This window comes from Thioclava sp. GXIMD2076, from assembly GCF_037949795.1.
Lineage (GTDB): Bacteria > Pseudomonadota > Alphaproteobacteria > Rhodobacterales > Rhodobacteraceae > Thioclava > Thioclava kandeliae.
Genome location: NZ_CP149932.1, coordinates 1276514 through 1298835, shown reverse-complemented (window position 1 = coordinate 1298835; position 22322 = coordinate 1276514). Strand labels below are relative to the sequence as shown.

At 61.9% G+C, this 22322-nt stretch carries 19 protein-coding genes; 12 read left to right on the top strand and 7 right to left on the bottom strand.

All coding sequences use genetic code 11. The annotated features are described in order from the left end of the window. Positions 1 to 198 precede the first annotated feature (198 nt). The 3 genes from WDB91_RS06405 (at position 199) to WDB91_RS06395 (ending at position 6331) form a co-directional block, all read left to right on the top strand. The gene (locus tag WDB91_RS06405) at positions 199 to 2475 is read left to right on the top strand and encodes an NADP-dependent malic enzyme (RefSeq protein WP_339114301.1); all 2277 of its coding nucleotides are present in this window, start codon (positions 199 to 201) and stop codon (positions 2473 to 2475) included. Between the two features lie 235 nt (positions 2476 to 2710). Beyond that, a complete protein-coding gene (locus tag WDB91_RS06400; protein WP_339114300.1) occupies positions 2711 to 4606 on the top strand; it encodes a propionyl-CoA synthetase in 1896 nt (631 codons plus the stop codon). Positions 4607 to 4945: 339 nt separating this feature from the next. Beyond that, positions 4946 to 6331 carry a sigma-54 dependent transcriptional regulator gene (locus WDB91_RS06395; RefSeq protein ID WP_339114299.1) on the top strand — a complete coding sequence of 462 codons (1386 nt, stop codon included), beginning with the start codon at positions 4946 to 4948 and terminating at the stop codon, positions 6329 to 6331. Positions 6332 to 6335: 4 nt separating this feature from the next. Here the strand turns inward: WDB91_RS06395 and WDB91_RS06390 are convergent, their stop codons facing one another. Next, on the bottom strand, positions 6336 to 7097 hold the full coding sequence (locus tag WDB91_RS06390) for an NAD kinase (RefSeq protein WP_339114298.1): 762 nt from the start codon (positions 7095 to 7097) through the stop codon (positions 6336 to 6338). Between the two features lie 182 nt (positions 7098 to 7279). Here WDB91_RS06390 and glyA point away from each other — a divergent pair, with 182 nt between their 5' ends. Beyond that, a complete protein-coding gene (gene glyA / locus WDB91_RS06385) occupies positions 7280 to 8572 on the top strand; it encodes a serine hydroxymethyltransferase (RefSeq protein ID WP_339114297.1) in 1293 nt (430 codons plus the stop codon). Positions 8573 to 8668: 96 nt separating this feature from the next. Here the strand turns inward: glyA and WDB91_RS06380 are convergent, their stop codons facing one another. After that, complete coding sequence (locus WDB91_RS06380; protein ID WP_339114296.1) at positions 8669 to 9040, bottom strand: hypothetical protein; 372 nt, start codon at positions 9038 to 9040, stop codon at positions 8669 to 8671. A 97-nt stretch (positions 9041 to 9137) separates the two neighbouring features. On the opposite strand from WDB91_RS06380, the gene WDB91_RS06375 reads away from it, so the two are divergent. Beyond that, positions 9138 to 9899: an alpha/beta fold hydrolase gene (locus tag WDB91_RS06375; RefSeq protein WP_339114295.1), complete on the top strand. Its 762-nt coding sequence runs from the start codon at positions 9138 to 9140 to the stop codon at positions 9897 to 9899. Here the strand turns inward: WDB91_RS06375 and WDB91_RS06370 are convergent. The 4 genes from WDB91_RS06370 to WDB91_RS06355 all read right to left on the bottom strand — a co-directional run bounded on the left by WDB91_RS06370 (position 9896) and on the right by WDB91_RS06355 (position 12519). Continuing rightward, positions 9896 to 10234, bottom strand: coding sequence for a hypothetical protein (locus WDB91_RS06370; RefSeq protein WP_339114294.1), 339 nt, complete (start codon positions 10232 to 10234; stop codon positions 9896 to 9898). The genes WDB91_RS06375 and WDB91_RS06370 overlap by 4 nt on opposite strands. A gap of 68 nt (positions 10235 to 10302) precedes the next feature. Beyond that, complete coding sequence (locus WDB91_RS06365; protein WP_339114293.1) at positions 10303 to 11157, bottom strand: metallophosphoesterase family protein; 855 nt, start codon at positions 11155 to 11157, stop codon at positions 10303 to 10305. Further along, complete coding sequence (locus tag WDB91_RS06360) at positions 11154 to 12125, bottom strand: diacylglycerol kinase family protein (protein ID WP_339114292.1); 972 nt, start codon at positions 12123 to 12125, stop codon at positions 11154 to 11156. Before WDB91_RS06360 ends, WDB91_RS06365 begins: the two co-directional genes overlap by 4 nt. A gap of 82 nt (positions 12126 to 12207) precedes the next feature. After that, positions 12208 to 12519, bottom strand: coding sequence for an antibiotic ABC transporter (locus WDB91_RS06355; RefSeq protein ID WP_339114291.1), 312 nt, complete (start codon positions 12517 to 12519; stop codon positions 12208 to 12210). A gap of 309 nt (positions 12520 to 12828) precedes the next feature. Here WDB91_RS06355 and WDB91_RS06350 point away from each other — a divergent pair, with 309 nt between their 5' ends. The 4 genes from WDB91_RS06350 (at position 12829) to WDB91_RS06335 (ending at position 18021) form a co-directional block, all read left to right on the top strand. Then, a complete protein-coding gene (locus WDB91_RS06350; protein WP_339114290.1) occupies positions 12829 to 13968 on the top strand; it encodes an efflux RND transporter periplasmic adaptor subunit in 1140 nt (379 codons plus the stop codon). 12 nt (positions 13969 to 13980) lie between these two features. Continuing rightward, entirely contained in the window at positions 13981 to 17049 is a 3069-nt protein-coding gene (locus tag WDB91_RS06345) for an efflux RND transporter permease subunit (RefSeq protein ID WP_339114289.1), read from the top strand. A 212-nt stretch (positions 17050 to 17261) separates the two neighbouring features. Beyond that, entirely contained in the window at positions 17262 to 17672 is a 411-nt protein-coding gene (locus WDB91_RS06340; RefSeq protein WP_339114288.1) for a hypothetical protein, read from the top strand. 187 nt (positions 17673 to 17859) lie between these two features. Further along, positions 17860 to 18021, top strand: coding sequence for a hypothetical protein (locus WDB91_RS06335; protein ID WP_339114287.1), 162 nt, complete (start codon positions 17860 to 17862; stop codon positions 18019 to 18021). Here the strand turns inward: WDB91_RS06335 and WDB91_RS06330 are convergent, their stop codons facing one another. After that, positions 18022 to 19635, bottom strand: coding sequence for a GMC family oxidoreductase N-terminal domain-containing protein (locus WDB91_RS06330; RefSeq protein ID WP_339114286.1), 1614 nt, complete (start codon positions 19633 to 19635; stop codon positions 18022 to 18024). Between the two features lie 210 nt (positions 19636 to 19845). On the opposite strand from WDB91_RS06330, the gene WDB91_RS06325 reads away from it, so the two are divergent. The 3 genes from WDB91_RS06325 to WDB91_RS06315 all read left to right on the top strand — a co-directional run bounded on the left by WDB91_RS06325 (position 19846) and on the right by WDB91_RS06315 (position 22318). Further along, on the top strand, positions 19846 to 21156 hold the full coding sequence (locus WDB91_RS06325) for a glycosyltransferase N-terminal domain-containing protein (protein ID WP_339114285.1): 1311 nt from the start codon (positions 19846 to 19848) through the stop codon (positions 21154 to 21156). Between the two features lie 96 nt (positions 21157 to 21252). Then, on the top strand, positions 21253 to 21732 hold the full coding sequence (locus tag WDB91_RS06320; RefSeq protein ID WP_339114284.1) for an NUDIX hydrolase: 480 nt from the start codon (positions 21253 to 21255) through the stop codon (positions 21730 to 21732). A 145-nt stretch (positions 21733 to 21877) separates the two neighbouring features. Continuing rightward, the gene (locus tag WDB91_RS06315; RefSeq protein WP_339114283.1) at positions 21878 to 22318 is read left to right on the top strand and encodes a DUF1178 family protein; all 441 of its coding nucleotides are present in this window, start codon (positions 21878 to 21880) and stop codon (positions 22316 to 22318) included. Positions 22319 to 22322 lie beyond the last annotated feature (4 nt).

Genomic DNA, 22322 nt, shown 5'->3' with positions numbered 1-22322 from the left:
CTCCGGGTCAGCAGACTGTTTGACCGGACTCTGCGCCGAGTAGACAGGCGATGCAAGGCCCCGCCTCCCCGCACAGACGGCCCGCCCCCACGCCGAAGTGATGCGGCCCGCGCGAGACCTGCGACAATTCGCCCCAACAGCCATTTGACCCCACGAGAAAATAGTTTAATACCAAACCAACTCTCATCGGAGGCAAGAATGGAAGACATCCGGTCCGACAAGCCGCGCCATCCGGCGCTCGACTACCACGAATTCCCCAAGCCCGGTAAGCTGGAGATCCGCGCAACCAAGCCCATGGCAAACGGTCGCGACCTTTCCCGTGCCTATAGCCCCGGCGTGGCCGAGGCCTGCCTCGAGATCAAGGCAGAGCCGAAAGATGCCGCCCGCTACACCGCGCGCGGCAATCTTGTGGCCGTGGTCTCGAACGGCACCGCCGTTCTGGGCCTTGGCAATATCGGCGCGCTCGCCTCGAAACCCGTGATGGAAGGTAAGGCGGTTCTGTTCAAGAAATTCGCCAATATCGACTGTTTCGATATCGAGCTGAACGAATCCGACCCCGAGAAACTGGCCGAGATCGTCTGCGCGATGGAGCCCACTTTCGGCGCGATCAACCTCGAGGACATCAAGGCCCCCGACTGTTTCGTGGTGGAAAAGATCTGCCGCGAGCGGATGAATATTCCGGTCTTCCATGACGACCAGCACGGCACCGCCATCGTGGTGGGCGCGGCTGTCACCAACGCGCTGAAGATCGCGGGCAAAAAGCCCGAGGATATCAAGATCGTGTCCACCGGTGGCGGGGCTGCGGGCATTGCCTGCCTCAACATGCTGCTCAAACTCGGTGTGAAGCGCGAGAATGTCTGGCTGTGCGACCTTCATGGTCTGGTCCATGAGGGCCGCAACGAAGACATGAACCCGCATAAGGCCGCCTATGCTCAGAACTCCGACCTGCGGACCCTCGACGAGGTGATCGACGGTGCGGATCTGTTCCTCGGCCTGTCGGGTCCGGGTGTCCTGAAGCCCGAGATGGTCGCGAAGATGACCAAACAGCCGATCATCCTCGCTCTGGCCAACCCCACCCCCGAGATCATGCCCGAAGAGGTGCGCGCAGTGGCGCCCGATGCGATCATGGCCACGGGCCGGTCGGATTATCCGAACCAGGTCAATAACGTGCTCTGCTTCCCCTTCATCTTCCGCGGTGCGCTGGATGTGGGTGCGACCGAGATCAATGACGCGATGAAGATCGCCTGCGTCGAAGGGATCGCCGAACTGGCGCGTATCACCACCTCTGCCGAGGCGGCCGCGGCCTATCAGGGCGAAAAGCTGACCTTCGGGGTAGATTATCTGATCCCCAAGCCCTTCGATCCGCGTCTGATGGGCATCGTGGCGACCGCTGTGGCTAAGGCCGCGATGGAAACCGGCGTGGCCGAGCGCCCGCTGCCCGATATCAAGGCCTACAAGCAGAAGCTCGATAGCTCGGTCTTCAAATCCGCCCTGCTCATGCGTCCGGTCTTCGAGGCCGCGGCCCAGGCCTCGCGCCGGATCGTCTTTGCCGAGGGCGAGGACGAGCGCGTGTTGCGCGCGGCGCAGGCGATGATCGAGGAAACCACCGATACGCCGATCCTGATCGGCCGTCCGGAGGTCATGCAGATGCGCTGCGAACGGGCGGGCCTTACGCTGGATCTCAACCAGACCGAGATCGTGAACCCCGAGAACGACCCGCGCTACCGCGATTACTGGGGCACCTATCACGAGCTGATGGCGCGCCGTGGCACCACGCCCGATCTGGCGCGGGCGATCATGCGCACCAATACCACCGCGATTGCGGGCGTGATGGTGCATCGTAACGAGGCGGATTCGATGATCTGCGGCACCTTCGGCCAATATGGCTGGCACCTGAAATATGTGCGCGAGATCCTTGCGCGCGGGGGCCTGCATCCGGTGGGGGCGCTGTCGCTGATGATCCTCGAGGACGAGCCGCTGTTCATCGCCGACACGCATGTGCACCATTCGCCCACGCCGCTCCAGATCATGGAAGCGGTGATCGGCGCGGCTCGCCATGTGCGTCGCTTCGGTCTGGAGCCGAAGATCGCGCTCTGCTCGCATAGCCAGTTCGGCAATCTCGACACCGACTCGGGCCGCCGGATGCGCGAGGCGATGGATCTGCTCGAAGCGCATGAGGTCGATTTCTGCTTCGAGGGCGAGATGCATGTGGACGCGGCACTCGACGCATCGGTCCGCGAGCGCCTGCTGCCCAGCTCGCGTATGCAGGGCGCCGCCAACGTGCTGGTCTTTGCCAATACAGATGCAGCCTCGGGTGTGCGTAACATCCTGAAGATGAAGGCAAACGGGCTCGAAGTCGGCCCGCTCCTGATGGGCATGGGCAACAAGGCCCATATCGTGACGCCGTCGATCACCACCCGCGGTCTTCTGAACATGTCGGCCATCGCGGGCACGCCGGTCGCGCATTACAGCTGATCGGCACCGGTTTCCGGAAAGCGGGGCGCTCTCGGGCGTCCCGCTTTTTCATGCGCTTTGCAAATATCGACAGAATTTACAGGGCTCGCCTTCCCCTTCGTCAATTTGCAAATTATTCGCGTATTTCTGCGAATGACTATGCAAATATTTTCGGCAAAGGCGCAACTTCAGCGGTAACATTGTTGCTAGGGTTCGTCCTGCATCCTACCAAATAGGGAGGTAGGAGGAGGAACCCATGAATTATAAAGAGGTCTATGAGGGCTGGAAGGCGGATCCGGACGGGTTCTGGATGCAGGCCGCCCGCGGCATCGACTGGGAGAAACGCCCGAGCAAGGCCCTGTTCGACGAGAAGGCCCCCGTTTATGAATGGTTCAGCGACGGGATGGTGAATACCTGCTGGAACGCCGTCGACCGCCATGTGGAGGCAGGGCGCGGCGACCAGATTGCGATCCAGCACGAAAGCCCGATCACCCATTCGACCAAGGGTATCACCTATAAGGAATTACAGAACCGCGTTGCCTCGCTTGCAGGGGCCTTGCGGATGCGTGGCATCGAAAAAGGCGACCGCGTCGTCATCTATATGCCGATGATCCCCGAAGCCGTGATCGCCATGCTCGCCGTGGCACGGCTGGGCGCGATCCATTCGGTCGTCTTCGGGGGCTTTGCCGCCACCGAGTTGGCGGTAAGGATCGATGATTGCACCCCCAAGGCGATCATCGCCGCCTCCTGCGGGCTCGAGCCCAATCGGGTGGTCCATTACAAGCCGCTGCTGGATCAGGCGATCGATCAGGCCGCCCATAAACCCGAATTCTGCGTCATCCTGCAACGCGAGCAGGAGGTCGCCAAGCTCGTCGACGGGCGCGATTTCAGCTGGCACGGTTTCCAGTATGGCGTGCGCCCTGCCGAATGCGTACCGGTTGAGGGCAACCATCCCGCCTATATCCTCTACACTTCCGGCACCACCGGCCAGCCCAAAGGCGTGGTGCGCCATACGGCGGGCCATCTGGTCGCGCTGCAATGGTCAATGAAGGCGATCTACAATATCGAAGCGGGCGACAGGTTCTGGGCGGCCTCGGATGTGGGTTGGGTCGTGGGCCATAGCTATATCTGCTACGGACCGCTTCTGGCAGGTGCCACCACGGTGGTGTTCGAAGGCAAACCCGTAGGCACGCCGCATCCGGGCGTCTTCTGGCGCATCATCCAGAACCAGCGGATCAAGAGCTTCTTCACCGCGCCCACAGCCCTTCGCGCCATCCGCCGCGAGGACCCCGATGGCGAATGGATCCGGCGCTACAAGCTGCATGACCTACAGGCGATCTTCCTAGCCGGCGAGCGGGCCGACCCCGCGACGGTGGAATGGGCGCAGAAACATCTGGGCGTGCCGGTGGTCGACCACTGGTGGCAGACCGAGACCGGCTGGGCCATCGCGGCAAATCCCATCGGCATCGAGACCCTACCCACCAAACCGGGCAGCCCCTCGGTGCCGATGCCGGGCTATGACATCCATATCCTCGATGATGAGGGCAATCCCATGCCACAGGGCGAACTGGGCGCGATTGCCATCAAACTGCCTCTGCCCCCCGGAACGCTGCCCACGCTGTGGAATGCCGAGGACAGGTTCCGCAAAAGCTATCTGGAACATTTCCCAGGCTTTTACGAGACAGGCGATGCGGGCTATATCGATGCGGACGGTTATGTCTATATCATGGCCCGCACCGATGACGTCATCAATGTGGCGGGCCACCGCCTCTCGACTGGCGCGATGGAGGAGGTTCTGGCCTCCCATCCCGATGTGGCGGAATGCGCGGTGATCGGGGTCTCGGACGCGCTGAAGGGCCAGATGCCGCTCGGGTTTTTATGCCTCAATGCGGGCTGCGGGCGGGCACATAACGAGATCGTCCGCGAATGCCTCGGCCTCGTACGCGAGAAGATCGGCCCCGTAGCGGCCTTCAAGACCGCCTGCGTGGTCGACCGGCTTCCCAAAACGCGCTCCGGCAAGATCCTGCGCGCGACGATGGTCAAGATCGCGGATGGCCAGCCCTACAAGCTTCCCGCCACAATCGATGACCCAGCGGTCCTGACCGAAATCGAAGAGGCGCTGCACGGTCTGGGACTGCCCAAAACCGCCTGAATCCTCTGCCAGGCACCGCGGGACCTGCCCCCGGTGCCTGCATATCCACCCGATGCTGGCCTGATAACCTTTTTCAAAGATCCGTGCGCTAGGACTGGGAAACATAGAGTCCTTTTAAGCGCACATGATCAAATCAGACCTCTTTCTCGCAGCCTCCCCCCGCCGGACAGATTTTCGGAAGGATGCGGCGTTTGATCTGCCCCAGACGCAACTCAACCCAAGGCGGAAAGGTAGTCCGCAGGGCATCCTTGGGGCAATTAGGTTTATGAACCTCGCGATTGTTACGATAAAAGAAACAGTATCCTGTATCACTTGCCCATTAGCCGAAGAACAGCCGGTATGATGAATTCTGCTCCTGTGCCCCTTCCCGACCCCAACCCGACCCCTGTTCTGGTTGTCGAGGATATTGCCAGCGTGCAGCATGTCTATATGGCCCAGTTGCAGAAGATGGGGCTGGTGCCCCATTCTGCCGAGAATACCAGACAGGCAATGGCGCTATTTGCCCAGCACCCCTACCCGCTTGTCCTTCTGGATCTGATGCTGCCGGATGGCGACGGGATGGATCTGATCGCGCAGATGCGCGCAGAAGCTCCCCATACCCAGATCATCGTCATCACCGCCGAACGCATGGCAGAGCGCGCGGTGACAGCGATGCGCGCTGGCGTGTTCGATTACCTGACAAAACCGGTGAGCGAGCCGCGCCTACAGTCCGCGATAAACCGCGCGCTGGCGCAAATCCGCGGCCAGCGCGCCAGTGGCAGCCCGTCTCCGGGGGCGGTGGGCGCCTTTATCGGTCAGTCCGAACAGATGGCCGCGCTTTACGACCGTATCCGGCAGACGGCGACCTCGGATGCCTCGGTCCTGATCGTGGGCGAATCCGGCACCGGTAAGGAAATCTGTGCCGAGGCCATCCACCGGCTATCTCCGCGCGCGGGCAACCCGTTCGTGGTCTTCGACTGCTCGGCCATCCGGGCCGACCGCTTTGAATCCGAGCTGTTCGGCCATATGCGCGGGGCGCTACCCGGTGCAATCTCCGATCATGCGGGGGCTGCCATCCGCGCCGATGGCGGCACGCTGTTTCTCGACAAGCTGACCGAGCTCGACCCCGCGCTTCAGGGCAAATTACTGAGGTTCTTGCAGAACCAAAAGGTCCGCCCTGTCGGCAGTCCGACCGAGAGACAAGTTGATCTGCGCATCCTCAGCGCATCGGACATCCCGCAGCAGGACGCCGTAGAGCAGGGCAAACTGCGTGCTGATCTGCTCTATCGGCTCTGCGTTGTGGCACTTCATATCCCGCCCCTTCGCGAGAGATGCGAGGACATTGGCCCGCTGGCCGAACATTTCCTTCGGAAATTCGCCGCACAGGAACAGCGGGGCTTCACCACCATTCCGGAGCAGACATTGCATCGCCTGCAAACCGCCCTCTGGCCGGGAAATGTGCGCGAGTTGATGAACATGATCCGCTCGGCCGTGATCCTCAATGACGGGGATGCGCTGACGCTCGACATGCTGCCGCAGATCAGCGAACCGCCCGCGCAGAATGATACGCCGCTCGACGCGCTGGCAGCGTTCGATGGGGAAAGCCTTGCCCAGATCGAACGGCGGATCATCGAATACCGGCTCGCCCGGAACGATCAGTCCGTGCCGCAGACAGCGCGCGGGCTGCAAGTGGCACCCTCGACGCTCTACCGCAAGCTGGAGACATGGCGCGCGACCGAAGAATGAGCGTTCAGGCGAATTGCTCGTTCATCAGCCGCTCTTCCAGACCATGCCCCGGATCGAAGAGGATACGGTGCGAGATGCGGCGCTCCAGCTCGATCTCGACCCATTTGACCGGATGCACCGAACGGGAATCGGCATCTGCCATCACAGGCCGCTTCATCGGTTCCAGCACCTCGAACCGGACCTTCGCCTGATCGGGCAGAATCGCCCCGCGCCATCTGCGGGGCCGGAAGGACGCGATACCGGTCAGCGCCAGCACCCCTGCCCCGATCGGCAGGATCGGCCCATGCGCCGAGTAGTTATAGGCCGTCGATCCGGCGGGCGTGGACAGGATCGCCCCGTCGCAGATCAGCTCGCTCATCCGTTCGCGCCCGTTCACCGAGATCCGGAGTTTCGCCGCCTGCGGACCAGCACGAAGAAGCGAGACCTCGTTGATTGCCAACGCCTTGTGGATCTCGCCATCCGCGGTCTGGGCAGTCATCGAGAGCGGATGGATCACGGCCTCTTCCGCAGCCTCCAGCCGCGCCTCGAGATCCTCGAAACCATATTTATTCATCAAAAAGCCGACCGTGCCGCGATTCATCCCGTAGACGGGCAGATCCAGCCCCTCATGCAGGGTCTGCAGCATGAACCCGTCGCCGCCCAGAGCCACCAGCACCTCGGCCTGTGTCACCGCGCACTGGCCGTAATGCGCGGTAAGCGCCTTGAGCGCTGTCTGCGCAACCTCGCCACGCGATGCGGTGAAATGGATTTTATTGCGAAAGCGCACGAGCCTTCTCCTTCATTCGACCCGAAGATAGATCAAGCACGGGCATGAAAGGCAATACAATCCCGACCGCAAGTCCTCCCCCTGCCGCCATTCGTCGCATATTTGTCGCCTATAGCGCTTTCCGCCAGAGATTTTCTGCGATAAACGGTGCACGAAAATTCCTTACCCGGGAGATCCGAGAGATGACCGAACAGCGTGATGCAGGCTTCTTCACCGAAAGCCTTGAAACCCGTGACCCCGAGCTGTTTGGCTCGATCCGCAACGAGCTTGGCCGCCAGCGCGACGAGATCGAACTGATCGCCTCCGAGAACATCGTCTCGGCAGCGGTGATGGAAGCCCAGGGCTCGGTTCTGACCAACAAATATGCCGAAGGCTATCCGGGCAAGCGCTATTACGGCGGCTGCGAGTTCGTCGATGTTGCCGAAAACCTCGCCATCGAGCGCGCAAAGCAGCTGTTCGGGTGTGAATATGTCAACGTCCAGCCGAACTCGGGCTCGCAGGCCAACCAGGGTGTGTTCACCGCCCTGCTGCAGCCGGGCGACACCATTCTGGGCATGTCGCTGGATGCAGGCGGCCACCTGACCCACGGTGCCAAGCCCAACCAGTCGGGCAAATGGTTCAACGCCGTGCAATATGGCGTGCGCCGTCAGGATGAGCGTATCGACTATGACCAGATCCAGGAACTGGCCAACGAGCACAAGCCGAAGCTGATCATCGCCGGTGGTTCGGCCATCCCGCGTCAGGTCGACTTCGCCAAAATGCGCGAGATCGCCGACTCGGTTGGCGCTCTGCTGATGGTCGATATGGCGCACTTTGCCGGTCTGGTCGCAGGCGGTCAGCACCCCTCGCCCTTCCCCTATGCCGATGTGGCCACCACCACCACCCACAAGACCCTGCGTGGTCCGCGTGGCGGCATGATCCTGACCAATGACGAGGCGATCGCCAAGAAGATCAACTCGGCCATCTTCCCGGGCATTCAGGGTGGTCCTCTGATGCATGTGATCGCGGCGAAAGCCGTGGCCTTCGGCGAGGCGCTGCGCCCCGAGTTCAAGGTCTATGCCGAGCAGGTCGTGAAAAATGCGCAAGCTCTTTCGGACGAGCTGATGAAAGGTGGCCTGAACATCGTCACCGGCGGCACCGACACCCATGTCGTGCTGGTTGACCTGCGCCCGAAAGGCGTGAAGGGCAACGCGACCGACAAGGCTCTGGGCCGTTCGCACATCACCTGCAACAAGAACGGCGTGCCCTTCGACCCCGACAAGCCGACCGTGACCTCGGGCGTCCGTCTGGGCACCCCCGCAGGCACCACCCGCGGCTTCAAGGAAGAAGAGTTCCGCCAGATCGGTCGCATGATCGTGAAGGTCGTGGACGGTCTGGCCGCTAATGGCGAAGACAATAACGACGCGGTCGAGGCCGAAGTGCGCGAGGAAGTCGCGGCACTCTGCGCCAAGTTCCCGCTCTACCCGAACCTCTGATCCGGTTCGAACCAACCGAAAAGGCCCCGGAATTCCGGGGCCTTTTCCATATCCGCGCTCAGGATCGCCAGGCGGCCCGCAGCGGGGCCGGCCCTCTCAAAGCTGCCCGTGGGCTATGGCATAAGCCAGCATCGCGCCACCGGTGAGCACGATAAGGAAAACGATCCCCGTGATCACCTTCAGCACCCCCTGCACCAGCCTCTGCTCCGCCCCCAGAGGCTCCAGATACTTGATACAGATACGATAATTCCGGTCGGTCTTTTTCTGATCGACCTGTTTCATCAACTTGGGCGCCCCCATCATCGGCTCGAGCCTCGCCAGCTCGCGGGCGGCCACCCGCACACGGCGTGGCAGCGCGCGGGCACGGTGGTTGATCCGTTCGCCAAGGCTCGCCCCCTTGGCCCCCAGCCGCTTGGCCAGCAGCCTAGACACATGATCCACTTTGTCTTGAAATTCGGCAGGGTTCATCGCGGGCTCCTTTGCAGGCAAGCTAGCCCTGCGACCGCATGGGGACAAGCGTTGAAACCTCTGGCATTGCGCGGGCCCGCGCGCTAGCAATGGGCCCATGTTGAACGTGCTCTCCCAAGGTAGCCCCACCGGCAAGCCCCCGCTTCTGATCGTCCACGGTCTTTTCGGATCCGCCCGTAACTGGGGGGTCATCCAGAAACGCCTGTCGGACGGGCGCGAAGTGCTGGCTGTAGACCAGCGCAATCACGGCGACAGTCCCCAGTTGGACAGCCAGAGCTATTTCGATATGGCCGGGGATATCGCGCAAGTGATCGAGGCGCATGGCGGCAAAATGGACGTGCTGGGCCACTCGATGGGCGGCAAGGCGGTGATGGTGCTGGCGCTCACGCGACCGGAGCTGATCAACCGGCTGATTGTAGCCGATATCGCGCCGGTGGGTTATGCGCATTCACAGAACTCTTTGGTGCGCGCGATGAAGGGCCTCGATCTGGAGGGGCTGACGCTGCGCTCGGAGGCCAATCGCCGCCTATCGGAGACCGTTGCCAGCGAGCCCGTGCGTGCCTTCCTGCTGCAATCGCTGGATCTGAAATCCGAGCCGGCACAGTGGAAACTGAACCTTGATGTGCTGGAACAGGAGATGGACAAGATCGTCGGCTTCCCCGATGTGACAGGCTCCTTCAACGGCGAAACCCTCTTTGTCTATGGCGGCGCTTCGGACTATGTCCGCCCCGAATTCCAGCCGAGGATCGACGCGCTTTTCCCGCAGAACAGCATGGTCAGGCTCGAGGGCGTCGGGCATTGGCTCCATGCCGAGAAACCGCGCGAGTTCGAGGACATTATCCGCGAATTTCTGGATTAAGCCCCACACTCAAGCCGGAACCTCGCCTCGCCCGTATCCCCGGGCAGCGAGGGGGATCTGAGCGGGCCACTCGAGGGGCCGGTCACCTTGCAACCAGTCGTCGCTTCGGCCGCGCGACGCATAAGGGGCGGCACCCGATCACGCTCGCGCAATGTCAGATACCCCATGCGGATCACCTCGGCATCGCCTCCGCGGTCAAACACCACAAAGCGGATACCGTCGAGCGTGATCTCGTGGCGTTCGGCATTGAAGAACTGGGGGGCGGGTTGGGCACCACAGCCTTGCAGGAGCATCGCACATCCTGTGACCACACAAGCTGCAAATTCTCTACGCATGGTGCCCTCCCCTCTTTGACGGAGTAGCCATAGCATGGCCGGATGATGGTTAAGGCTTGGTAAACAGCTTACGGGGCAAAGGCCACCGACCGGATCATATCGTGGGAGGTCGCCTCGATCGGGCTTGGAGAAGCGACCTCCGACCAATCCTGCGCGGTCTTGCGGAAATGCCGCACGGCCTCCGGCGCAAACTTTCCCTCAGAACTCGAAAGATAGCGCGTGATAGACACCTCGCCCGCCGTCTGGTGTTCCAGCAGATTGAACATATTGGGAGTGCCCCGCAGCCGCGTCGACAGCCCCGTTCCCGCCTGCACGAACAAAAGCCCGGGCGCCGCGTGGAATGGCGCGGCAGATCCCTCGTGAAGATGTCCCGACAAAACAATATCCGCACCGCATTTCGACAGCCGCCTGAGCGCGTGGGAAGCACCCTCCATCAACTTCTTGTCGGTCTCCGGCCCATGTTCGAGCGGATGATGCATCACAACGATTCGCAGAACATCGCGCGGCACTGCAGAAAAGCTGCTGCACACGCGGCGGATGGTATGCGGGCCGATCCGTCCGCGCTGCCATTTGAACCGGTTGACGGTGTTCACGCCGACCACATGCACACGCGCGTCGCGCCATTCGGGCTCCAGCTCGCGGTCGATCGCCTGCCGGTAACGCCGCCACGGTGTAACAAAGCGCACCAGAACATTATCCAGCGGCGTGTCATGGTTGCCCGGAACCGCCAGCACGGGCGCTTTGATCCGGTTCAGAAAAGCGCGCGCCTGCGCGAACTGATGGCGCCGTGCACGCTGGGTAAAATCACCCGAAACGATCACCAGATCAGGGGCAAGCTCGTCGATCTTGCGCAGAAGAGGCCGCTCCAGCCGTGGATCGGTCTTTCCGAAATGGAGATCGGAGAGATGGATGATACGTCTCATGTCTCCTCGCTCTCCTCGGGGATAACAATGGTCAGCGGCTCGGGGTGCATACGGAATTCGAAAGGCGCGTTCATCCGTGCCTTTTCGCCATCAAAGGCCAGCAGCGCGCGACGTTTGTCGAGCAGGCTGACGGTAAACTCGCGGCAGCGCAGCACATCGTAATCCCGACCCTCCTGCACCTGCCGCGTCACCAGCCGCCATGCCAGCCGGAACAGCTCGCCACGGGTCTTGCCCTTGGCGATGAGAACGGCGAATTTGTCATCGGTGATCGCCCGCACGCCGCGCAATCCGAAGAAATCCAGCTGATAGGCCGAACGCGCCACGAAAATCAGTGGGGTCGAGCGGGTATCGTGCAGATCCTCGGTCCGGAACTCAACTTTCATAGGTTTCTGGAATTTCAGGAAAGTGCGGATCACCGACCAATAGGCCACCAACCGGTGCCGGCCCCAGCGCGCATAGATCGCCTCGCGCGCTTTGAGGATCTTGGGATAGATCCCGAGCGAGGCATTGTTCAGGAACACCTGTCCTTCGACAGTGCCAACCCTGATCTGGCGGGTATCCCCTTTCAGGATCTGGCGCGCCGCTTCGGTCGCATCCTCCGACAGGCGCAGACCGCGGGCGAAAAAGTTGAACGTGCCCAAAGGCAGAACCGCCATCGGGACGTTCTTGCCCAGCATCGCCTGCGCCACGGCCATGACGGTGCCATCCCCCCCTGCGGCCACGATCAGTTCCGCGCCATCAGCAATCGCGCGGTCCACGGCTTTCGAAACTTCCTCATCCGGCGCCCAGCGATAGAGCTTGGCCTCATCGCCAAACACTTCCAGAGCGGCTTCAATGGGTTCCCGCGCGCGAGAATTCTGGCCGGATTTGGGGTTGGCGACCACATAGATGCGCCGGAATTGCGCAGTATCGACAGCCAACGGCTCGGGACTGCGAACCTCTTCTACATCAACCTGAGACAGTGACATGCGTGCGAACTCCTGTGATTACAGGGTGAACGCGAAAACGCCCCACGGGTTTCATGGGGCGTTCAAATTCATCGACGCGGTTTCAGAAGACCTGCGCGGGGCCCAGCTTGGATAGGCGCTGCACATTATCCGAGGTATGACGGCTATATTCCTTCACCATCGCACGCATTGCCTGATCCATGGTGCCCCCTGCAAACACGGTGCGGGCGGCGGCTTCGGTCGCGCCGAAACCTGCATCGATTTTCTCGGTAACCATTCGGGTCATTTCATCGGGCGCGGCATGCCAGAGCCCTGCCATTCCCGCCATGCGCATGGCGATCACGGCCTGCGCTTCCCAGCCAAGCCACGCAGTTTCAAGAGGCAGTGAGGCCGAAGCCGTGGGATCGAAGAACATGGGTCACCTTTCTACACCAGACGGGGCCGGCGCAATGCTGCACCTGCAGCATGGCATATTGCTCCCTTACCGTCCATTAACGCGTTTGAGACGCGGTCAGTTACACACGTTTGCGCAAACATGGAAAAGAAACAGCGCCGATACAGCATTTACCTTGCGTCAGTGTTATTTGACCCACAGTTTCTTCCCCCTATGGCACACGAAAACTTTAAGCTTGCTCAAAGAAACGTGACAGAGATAAGAAGACCTAACTGAACCCAATAGTTCAGTTCGATGCTTATTATTCCCCGCAGGCTAATCGGAGCCACCATGTTCAGACGACTCCTCTCCCCTACCATTGCCATTATCCTTCTGATCGTGGTCGCCGGTGGCATCATCGGTTTCAACCTGTTCCGCGAGAAAATGATCGGTCAGTTCTTCGCCACGATGCAGGCTCCGCCCGTCGTGGTCTCTGTCACCGAGGTCCGCCCCGTCACATGGACACCGGGGATCGAAGCCATCGGCACCGCCAATGCCGCCGAAGGCACCGATCTGGCGGTCGAGGCCGCAGGGATCGTGCGCGAGATCAACTTCACCGCCAATGCGGAGGTCAAACAGGGCGATCTTCTCGTGCAGATCGACGACCGTCAGGAGCGCGCCGATCTGGCAGCGGCTCAGGCCTCGCTCGAACTGGCGCAGACCTCGCTTGAACGGGCGCAGAAACTCAGCGACCGCGGCGTTTCGGCCGTCTCCACACTCGATAGCGCGATTGCCGATGCCACCACTGCCCGTTCCAGCGTCGAGAAGCTGAAAGCCGCGCTTGAAACCAAACGGCTTCTGGCCCCCTTCGATGGCACGATCGGTATTCCGCAGGTGGATCTGGGCGAATATGCCACCGTCGGCACCACCTATGCCACGCTGCAAAATGCCTCGAAAATGCATGTCGATTTTACCCTCTCCGAGCAGCAGGTCCGCAATGTCTCGGTGGGTCAGGATGTGCAGGTGACCTCCGAAATCGGCGGCATCACCCGCGAGGGTAAGATCGTCGGGATCGAACCCAAGATCGATGCCAATTCCCGTCTGGTCGGGGTGCGAGCGATGATCCCCAACGAGGACCGCGCGCTGACGCCCGGCCAGTTCCTGCAGGTGCGGGTGATCCTGCCGACCGAGGACGGGGTCATCGCCCTGCCGCAAACCGTCATCACCTCGAGCCTCTATGGCGATAGCGTCTATGCGGTGCGCGACGAGCAAAGCGATGGCGAGACACGCCAGATCGCCAAACAGGTCTTCGTGAAACTGGGCCGCCGTTCGGGCGATATGGTCGAGATCACCGAAGGCGTGACGGCGGGCGACAAGGTCGTCAATGCCGGCCAGAACCGCCTCAATCCGGGGGCGACCGTCACCATCGACAATTCCGTCACCCTGCCCGCCGATCCGGGTAGCGATATCGCGCCCGACGCCTCGAAATAAGGACGACGGATCATGCATTTCACCGAAATCTTCATCCGGCGGCCCGTGCTGTCGATGGTCATCGGCGCCTTCATGCTGCTGATCGGGGCGCAGGCCTTCTTCAACCTGCCGGTCCGTGAATATCCCGAGGTCGACGAGACCGTGGTGACCATCACCACCACCTATCCGGGGGCGGCGCCCGATCTCATTCAGGGCTTTATCACCGCGCCGATCTCGGCGGCGGTGGCCACCACCGAGAATATCGACTTCGTCACCTCCTCCTCGCGGCCTTCGGTCTCCACCGTCTCGGTCAATATGAAACTCGGTGCCAATCCCGATGTGGCGCTGACCGAAGTGCTGGCCAAGGTCCAGCAGGTGCGCTCCGATCTGCCCGATGGCGCGGAAGATCCGCAGATCGTCAAGGGCACGGGGATGACCTTCGCACTGATGTATCTGGCCGCGACCAACCCCAATATGACGCAGGAGCAGCTGACCGAATATCTCGACCGCGTCATCCGTCCCCGCATGTCCACCATTCAGGGTGTGGCCGAGATCCAGATCATCGGTGGCTCGACCTATGCGATGCGCGTCTGGATCGACCCGAAAAAACTCGCGGCACGCGGCGTGACCGCGGCAGAAGTGCTGCAGGCCATTCAGGCCTCGAACTTCCTGTCGGCCCCCGGTGCGACCGAGAACGATTTCTATACCCAGTCGATCACACTCAAATCCACGCTGTCCTCACCCGAGGCGTTCGGCGCACTGCCAATCCGTGGCGAGGGCGATAGCGTCATCCGGCTGCGCGATGTGGCACGGGTCGAGCTGGCTTCGGACGAGGCGGGCGAGATTGTCAGCTTCAATGGCCAGTCGGGCACCTTTATCGGCGTGATGCCGACGCCTGCGGCCAACCCGCTCGACACGGCTCAGGCGGTGATCGATGCGCTGCCCTCGATCAATGCCTCTCTGCCCGAGGGCATGGAAATTCAGAACGTCTACGACTCCACCGAGACCATCTCGGCCTCCATCGAGGAGGTGTTCCACACGATCGCCGAAGCCGTGATCATCGTGGTGCTGGTGATCTTGCTGTTCCTCGGCTCGGTGCGCTCGGTTCTGATGCCCATCATCACGATCCCGCTCTCGCTCGTGGGGGTGATGGCGGTGCTTCTGGCGCTGGGATACTCGATCAACCTGCTGACATTGCTGGCGATGGTTCTGGCCATCGGTCTGGTGGTGGATGACGCCATCGTGGTGGTGGAAAACATCCACCGCCACATCGAGGACGGTATGAAACCGATCCCCGCCGCCGTCAAAGGCATGAAGGAGATCACCGGTCCGGTCATCGCGATGACCATCACGCTGGCCGCCGTTCTCGCACCGCTGGCCTTTACCGGCGGCCTCACGGGGGCGCTCTTCACCGAGTTCGCCTTCACTTTGGCCGGATCGGTGATCCTGTCGGGCATTATCGCGCTGACCATCACGCCGATGATGTCGGGGCGGATCCTCAAATCGGGGCATGCAGGCGGTTTCCAGGGCTTTGTGGACCGCATCTTCGAAAAGCTCGCGGGCTTCTACGAGCGCCGCGTGACCGGATCGCTGAACATGCGCTGGGTCACGCTGCTGATCGTCTTGGTGCTCGTAGGCACCACCGGCTTCATGTTCACCAAAACCTCCACCGAACTGGCCCCCGAAGAGGATCAGGGCGCGCTCTTTGCCATCATGAAGGGCCCCAAATACGCGACCGACCGCTATACCTCGGCCTATATCAAGCAGGTGGACGAGAACACAAAGGACATCCCCGAGGTGCGGCAGAGCTTCTCGATCGCGGGCTTCGGCGGCGATGACGGTCAGGGGATCGAGATCTGGCAGCTCAAGGACTGGGCCGATCGCGACCGTTCGCAGGCCGAGGTCCAGCAGGATATTCAGGCAGGGCTGAACAGATCGCCGGGCCTTCAGGGCTTCGCCTTCGCGCCGCCCACCCTGCCGGGGGCCGGTGGTGGCCTGCCGATCTCGGTCATCATCCAGTCGGTCAACAGCTCGTCCCGCGTGGCCGAAGTCTCGGCGGAGATCACCCAGAAGGCCATGCAGTCGGGCAAGTTCATCATCGTGCAGAACTCGCTCAGCTATGATGCGCCCGAGGTGCAGGTGACCATCGACCGTGACCGCGCCGCCTCGCTCAATGTGCCGATCAGCCAGATCGGGCAAACGCTGGGCCTTCTGGTGGGCGGTGGCTCTGTCGCGCAGTTCGACCGCGATTCGAACAGCTATGACATCATCACGCAAGTGCCGCGCAACTTCCGCCAGAACCCCGAGGAGCTGGGCAATTACTTCGTGCGCGCCTCGACCGGCGAAATGGTGCCGCTCTCGGCGCTGGTGAAGATCGAAGGCGGCGTGCGTTCTGCGGCCATCGAGCAGTTCAACCAGCTCAACTCTTCCACCATCACCGCCCTCCCCCTGCCCACGGTTTCCACCGGTGAAGGTCTGGCAGAAATCCAGAAAATCGCCAACGAGACCATCCCCGACGGATTCTTCATCGATTATTCCGGCCAGTCGCGGCTGGAGGTCACGCAGGGCAACACCATCGTCATCGCCTTTGCGGCGGCCATTCTGGTGATCTATCTGGTGCTGGCCGCGCAATTCGAGAGCTTCCGCGACCCCTTCATCATCCTGATGACGGTTCCGCTGACGATCTTCGGGGCGCTCCTGCCGCTCAATATCGGGCTCGGCACACTCAACATCTACTCCCAGGTCGGCCTGATCACCCTTGTGGGCCTGATCACCAAGCACGGGATCCTGATGGTCGAGTTTGCCAACCAGCAGCGCGAGGAGCACGGGTTGATGCGACGCGAGGCGATCATCGCCGCCGCTCGCACCCGCCTGCGCCCGATCCTGATGACCACCGCCGCCATGGCGCTTGCGGTGATCCCCCTGGTGATCGCCGAGGGCGCAGGGGCTGCGGCCCGTCAGGCGATGGGGGTCGTGATGTTCTCCGGTCTGATCATCGGCACGCTCTTCACCCTCTTCGTGGTGCCGATGTTCTACACCTTCATCTCGCCCTCCGATCAGGCATGGCGCAAGGCCCGCGAACGGAAGATAGCCGCAGGCTGAGCCATAAGGCAAACCACTCCAGTAAGGCCCCGATGATCAGTCATCGGGGCCTTTTGAACTTAATAGTTCAGTTTCAAGGGGCGTTTGTGTTTTTTTACGCACATCAAAAGGATAGTTTTGGGGAATTACCTATTAAGGTGCACATTGCTAGATATCACTCATCAAGAACACGCCGGATGGCACTGACCCGGCACATCACTGGAGATAGAGATATGAAAACCATTCTGACCGCCGCCGCCCTGATCGTTGCAGCAACCGCAGGTATCGCTTCGGCTCAAAGCAATGACGCACAGCTCGCAGCCCTGCTGAACGTGAACGGCGCCGAATTCACCACCGCCGAGCTGAACAACATCAACGAAGCCCGTCGTGATGGCGATGTCGAGAAAGCCAACTACTTCCTGAACCACGAGAACCGTGCGGATGCCTCGGCAGGCAGCCACGGCAAAGCACAGCTGGCCGCACAGCTGGGTGTGAACGCTTCCGACTACACGCTGGCCGAGCTGGTCACCGTCGACAGCGCGCGCCGCGACAACAACATCCAGAACGCCGATTACGTTCTCAACGGGACCTCGCGCACCTCGGTCGCACCGATCGCGACTCCCTATATCGGCACCGGTCGCTAAGCGGACCAAGCGCCCCGGCCTTCGGGCATAGGGCAACACGAACGGCTATCGGGAGAGATCCCGGTAGCCGTTTTCCATTTATCCGGGCAACGCCCGATTTGGCCCAGCGCGGGCGGATCGCCCCAAGAACAGACTTGCCGGATATGCCGCGCTCTGGCAGGGAGATAGAAGCCAAGGAGACCAGATCATGGATTACAGCAAATCCGGCAATGCGCCCTCTGACAAGAATGCGCCGCGCCACGCCGAACATAACGCCAAGGGCAGCGACAAGAACCCCTTCGGTGGCAAGGCGGATAAAGCCGCCCTGCTGGCCCGCATGAAGGCCGCAGCCAAGAAGACCGAGAAGTAATCACTCGGCCGCCATACTGCCCGCGCGTGCATCCTCAAGGATCATGCGCGCGGCTTTCTCGGCGATCATCATGGTCGGTGCATTGGTATTGCCCGAGGGAATGGACGGCATGATCGAGGCATCGGCAATGCGCAGCCCCTCGACCCCGCGCACGCGTAGCCGCGTATCGACTACCGATTCGTCATCAATCCCCATTCGGCAGGTGCCGACGGGATGGAAGATCGTCGTTCCGATATCCCCCGCAGCCCCGATCAGCTCCTCGTCGCTCTGATAGCGCATCCCGGGTTTGTATTCCTCGGGGTTGAAACGGGCAAAGGCGGGCTGGCTTGCCACATGGCGCACCTGACGGATCGCCCGTGCCGCAACCAGCCGGTCCCCTTCGGTCGAGAGATAGTTCGGCGCAATCACCGGATGCTCGCGGAAATCGCCCGAACGTATATGGATCGAACCACGGCTTTCGGGGCGCAGGTTACACACGCTGGCCGTCATGCCGGGGAAGGGATGCACCGCATCCCCGAATTTATCAAGGCTCACCGGCTGGACGTGATATTCCAGATCGGGCGTCGCTTTCTCGGGCGAGGATCGCGTGAACACCCCCACCTGACTGGGCGCCATCGCCATCGGCCCCGAGCGCTTGAGCGCATATTCCGCCCCGATCATGGCTTTGCCCCAAAGGGTCGAGGCCATCGTGTTCAGACTTTTGACGCCTTGCACCTTATAGACCAGCCGCAACTGCAGATGGTCCTGCAGGTTCTCCCCCACATTCGCGCTTTCAATGCGGGGGGTGACACCCATTCCCGCCAGTGTCTCGGCCTTGCCGATCCCCGAGAGTTCAAGCACCTGAACGGACCCTACCGCCCCTGCGGACAGGATCACCTCATGGGCGGATACCTCATGGCTCTGGCCCTGCCGATGATAGACCACGCCTGTGACCCGACGCCCCTCGAGGCGCAGCCTCTCGACCTGTGCACCGGTGCGGATCTCCAGATTGGGGCGCGATTTTACGGGGTTGAGAAACGCCCGCGCGGCAGACCAACGCCAGCCACTACGCTGGGTCACATGGAAATACCCGCCGCCTTCATTGGTGCCGGTGTTGAAATCATCACTTCGCGGAAAGCCCGCCTGCTCCGCCGCCTCCAGGAACGCATCCAGAACATCCCAGCGCACACGGGCCTTTTCCACCCGCAGAGGCCCTCCCGCGCCATGCAGATCCGAGGCCCCGCGGTAGAAATCCTCCTGCGCCATGAACAAAGGCAGGACATCATCCCAGCCCCAGCCTGTGCATCCCATCTGGCGCCAGCCGTCATAATCGGCCGCCTGCCCGCGCATATAGATCATCCCGTTGATCGACGAGCACCCGCCAAGGATGCGCCCACGCGGATAGAGAAGTTCGCGCCCGTTCAGCCCTGCATCCGGCGCGGTCTTATAGCCCCAATCGGTGCGCGGATTCCCGATGCAGTACAGATAACCCACCGGAATATGCACCCAATGGTAGTTATCCTTGCCACCCGCCTCCAGAAGCAGAACACGGTTGCGCGGATCCGCGCTCAGGCGGTTGGCCAGCACGCAGCCCGCCGAACCCGCCCCGATGATCACATAATCGAAATTGTCCATAATACTCCTCCCTGTTAATCCCTGTAAAATAGCAGAAGCACCCGTTCGGATGCGCTTCCTTCCCCAAGGAAAGCTTCGCAACGGATCGGGCGCTTGGCAAGCCCGCTGCGCATGGGGCGATGTCGTTGCCGCTATAACCCTGCGTCCGGTAACCTTTGGCCCCAAGGTCGCGTCATCTTGGCTTGCATCTGCGGTCGTGGCAGGTTTTGGATGCCGCGCACCCCCTGCCTGATCGAGGATCTGCCTTTGCTGCGTTACCGCCTGCTCCTGTCCCTTGCCCTACCCTTGCTGCTTGCCCATCTCCTCTGGGGCTGGGCGCGCGGGCGGCAAAACCGCACGGGGCTGGCGGAGCGGCTGGGTGGCCTGCCATCCGGCCCGAGCCAGCCCCTCCCCCATACAGCCCGACCGGTCTGGCTGCATGCGGCCTCCAATGGCGAACTCACCTCGGCCCGTCCGGTGCTCGACTGGCTCGTGACGCAGGGCCATAGCCTGCTCATCACCACCAACTCTGCTACCGGACAGGATCTCGCACGAAACTGGCGCGAGGCCGGCAGCCTGCCGTCAGGCACACGGATCGTTCTGGCCCCTCTGGACGCGCGCTGGGTGCTGCGCCGCTTCCTGCGCCATCACCGCCCCTCGGCGCTCATCGTCATCGAAAACGAGATCTGGCCCAACCGTTTCGCCCTCATGCAAGAGGCGAACCATCCCTGCCTGATGCTCGGAGCGCGGCTGTCGGAGGGGTCGGCGCGGTTCTGGCAGCGCCTCTCCCCCGGCAACGTCCTTGCAGGGCTGACGGCCGTCTCTGCACAGGAGGCCGCTTCCGAGGCACGCTTCCTGCGCTTGGGAGTCCTTGCGACCCACGTCCTCCCCCGGATCAACCTCAAAACGGCTGTCGTCCCCCAGAACCTGCCACCGCTCGCCCCCTGGCCCGCAGACTGGACCCGCCAAAACACATGGCTTGCGGCCTCGACCCATGAGGGCGAGGAAGAACTGATCCTCGAGGCCTTTTCCACAGCCCTTGCATCCCGCCCCGAGTTGCGTCTGATCCTTGCCCCGCGCCACCCGCGCCGGGCTACAGAAATCACCCGCATGATTACCGCCCGTGGCTTTACCCTCGCGCGCCGCTCGCAGGGGGAGCCGCCATCCGGGCCGGTCTATCTGGCCGATACGCTGGGCGAGATGGGCCATTGGTATGGCCGATCCGCGGCCTGTTTCACCGGAGCTTCCTTCGTTCCCAAAGGCGGCCATACCCCGTTCGAGCCGCTGGTCTATGGCTGCGCCCTGTTGCACGGTCCGCATTTCGAGAATGCGCGCGAAGCCTATGAGCGGCTCGATGCCTGCGGCGGCGCCCGCCTTCTGCCCGATGCAGATGCGTTGGCACAAGCAATGGCCACCCTCACCCAGCCCGACTTCCGTGCGATGACGGACGCTGCCCGTTCGGGTCTCCCCGAGACCGATCCTGCCTATTTAAGCGGCTTTCTCGCGCAGCTTGCCCCTTTAATACCACCTCCAGATGTATAAATTCATCTATATGTCATTGGCGGGTCACCGGAATGCGCTAGATTTGTGGAAAAGGCGCAAACACCGCCCCCTCCCAACAGGCAGCCCGCAGACCCAATGAAACTCGACCGCAAGCTCAGTCTTCTCGAACGCACAGCGCTTGGCAAATCGGCGCAGGAAGCAGCCCTTTGCCTGCGCATGAAGGCCGGACGGCTGCAGGTGCTGATGATCACCTCGCGCGATAGCGGCCGCTGGATCCTCCCCAAGGGCTGGCTGATGAAAGACTGTGCCGCAGGCGAGACCGCGCTGTGCGAGGCATGGGAAGAGGCGGGCGTTGTGGGCCGGCTTTGCGAGGATGGCCCCGTCGGCCATTACACCTACCAGAAGCTCTTCGAGGACGGCATAACCCGCCGTTGCAATGTCGATCTGCATGTGGTCCGCGTGATCCGTTTGGAGGCAAAATTCCCCGAAAAAGGCCAGCGCCGCCGCAAATGGATGGACATCTCCAAAGCCGCGACATCGGTCATGGAACACGATCTGGCGCGCCTGCTGCGGGAATTGCCCGACCAGCTCCCTGACCGGTTGCCGCAGCTATAAATCTTGCGTTTACTGCAATCATGCTTAAGTAAACCCGAGCACGAAAGTGCAGGCCCTCGATCGGGGCCGTTCAATCGGGAAGCTCCGCTCCGTGCCGGATCAGCATTGGCCACAGGGCGCGGGCGGGGTGTTTTAGGGTAGATCCATGATCCGCTACACGCTGAAATGCGCAGATGGACATCAATTCGACGGCTGGTTCGCCTCCGGAGAGGCCTTTGACACGCAATGCGCCAAGGGACTGGTCACCTGCGCGGTCTGCGGCTCTGCCGATGTGTCGAAGTCCCTGATGGCCCCGTCGGTGCAATCTCCCCGCAAAATGGCCGCCGCCCCAGCGCAAAAAGCCCCCTCGCTGAGCGCTCCGGCCAGCGAGATGGAAGCGGCCATGGCCAAGCTGCGCGAGCATATCGAGAAAAACTCGGATTATGTCGGCGATGATTTCGTGCGGGAGGCCCGTGCCATGCATGAGGGCGATGCTCCCGAGCGGGCGATCCATGGCGAGGCCAAGCCCGACGAGGCCCGCGCGCTGCTGGAAGACGGGATCGGCATCATGCCCCTGCCCTTCGCGCCGCGCCGCAAAACCAACTAGCCCC

Excerpts from the sequence above, each read along its gene's own strand:
- WDB91_RS06360 (WP_339114292.1), bottom strand. The coding sequence starts at position 12,125 with ATGTCACTGTCTCAGGTTGATGTAGAAGAGGTTCGCAGTCCCGAGCCG.
- WDB91_RS06365 (WP_339114293.1), bottom strand. The coding sequence starts at position 11,157 with ATGAGACGTATCATCCATCTCTCCGATCTCCATTTCGGAAAGACCGAT.
- WDB91_RS06370 (WP_339114294.1), bottom strand. The coding sequence starts at position 10,234 with ATGCGTAGAGAATTTGCAGCTTGTGTGGTCACAGGATGTGCGATGCTC.
- WDB91_RS06405 (WP_339114301.1), top strand. The coding sequence starts at position 199 with ATGGAAGACATCCGGTCCGACAAGCCGCGCCATCCGGCGCTCGACTAC.
- WDB91_RS06345 (WP_339114289.1), top strand. The coding sequence starts at position 13,981 with ATGCATTTCACCGAAATCTTCATCCGGCGGCCCGTGCTGTCGATGGTC.
- WDB91_RS06400 (WP_339114300.1), top strand. The coding sequence starts at position 2,711 with ATGAATTATAAAGAGGTCTATGAGGGCTGGAAGGCGGATCCGGACGGG.
- WDB91_RS06330 (WP_339114286.1), bottom strand. The coding sequence starts at position 19,635 with ATGGACAATTTCGATTATGTGATCATCGGGGCGGGTTCGGCGGGCTGC.
- WDB91_RS06325 (WP_339114285.1), top strand. The coding sequence starts at position 19,846 with ATGCCGCGCACCCCCTGCCTGATCGAGGATCTGCCTTTGCTGCGTTAC.
- WDB91_RS06340 (WP_339114288.1), top strand. The coding sequence starts at position 17,262 with ATGAAAACCATTCTGACCGCCGCCGCCCTGATCGTTGCAGCAACCGCA.
- WDB91_RS06380 (WP_339114296.1), bottom strand. The coding sequence starts at position 9,040 with ATGAACCCTGCCGAATTTCAAGACAAAGTGGATCATGTGTCTAGGCTG.
- WDB91_RS06395 (WP_339114299.1), top strand. The coding sequence starts at position 4,946 with ATGATGAATTCTGCTCCTGTGCCCCTTCCCGACCCCAACCCGACCCCT.
- WDB91_RS06355 (WP_339114291.1), bottom strand. The coding sequence starts at position 12,519 with ATGTTCTTCGATCCCACGGCTTCGGCCTCACTGCCTCTTGAAACTGCG.
- WDB91_RS06320 (WP_339114284.1), top strand. The coding sequence starts at position 21,253 with ATGAAACTCGACCGCAAGCTCAGTCTTCTCGAACGCACAGCGCTTGGC.
- glyA (WP_339114297.1), top strand. The coding sequence starts at position 7,280 with ATGACCGAACAGCGTGATGCAGGCTTCTTCACCGAAAGCCTTGAAACC.
- WDB91_RS06335 (WP_339114287.1), top strand. The coding sequence starts at position 17,860 with ATGGATTACAGCAAATCCGGCAATGCGCCCTCTGACAAGAATGCGCCG.
- WDB91_RS06375 (WP_339114295.1), top strand. The coding sequence starts at position 9,138 with ATGTTGAACGTGCTCTCCCAAGGTAGCCCCACCGGCAAGCCCCCGCTT.
- WDB91_RS06350 (WP_339114290.1), top strand. The coding sequence starts at position 12,829 with ATGTTCAGACGACTCCTCTCCCCTACCATTGCCATTATCCTTCTGATC.
- WDB91_RS06315 (WP_339114283.1), top strand. The coding sequence starts at position 21,878 with ATGATCCGCTACACGCTGAAATGCGCAGATGGACATCAATTCGACGGC.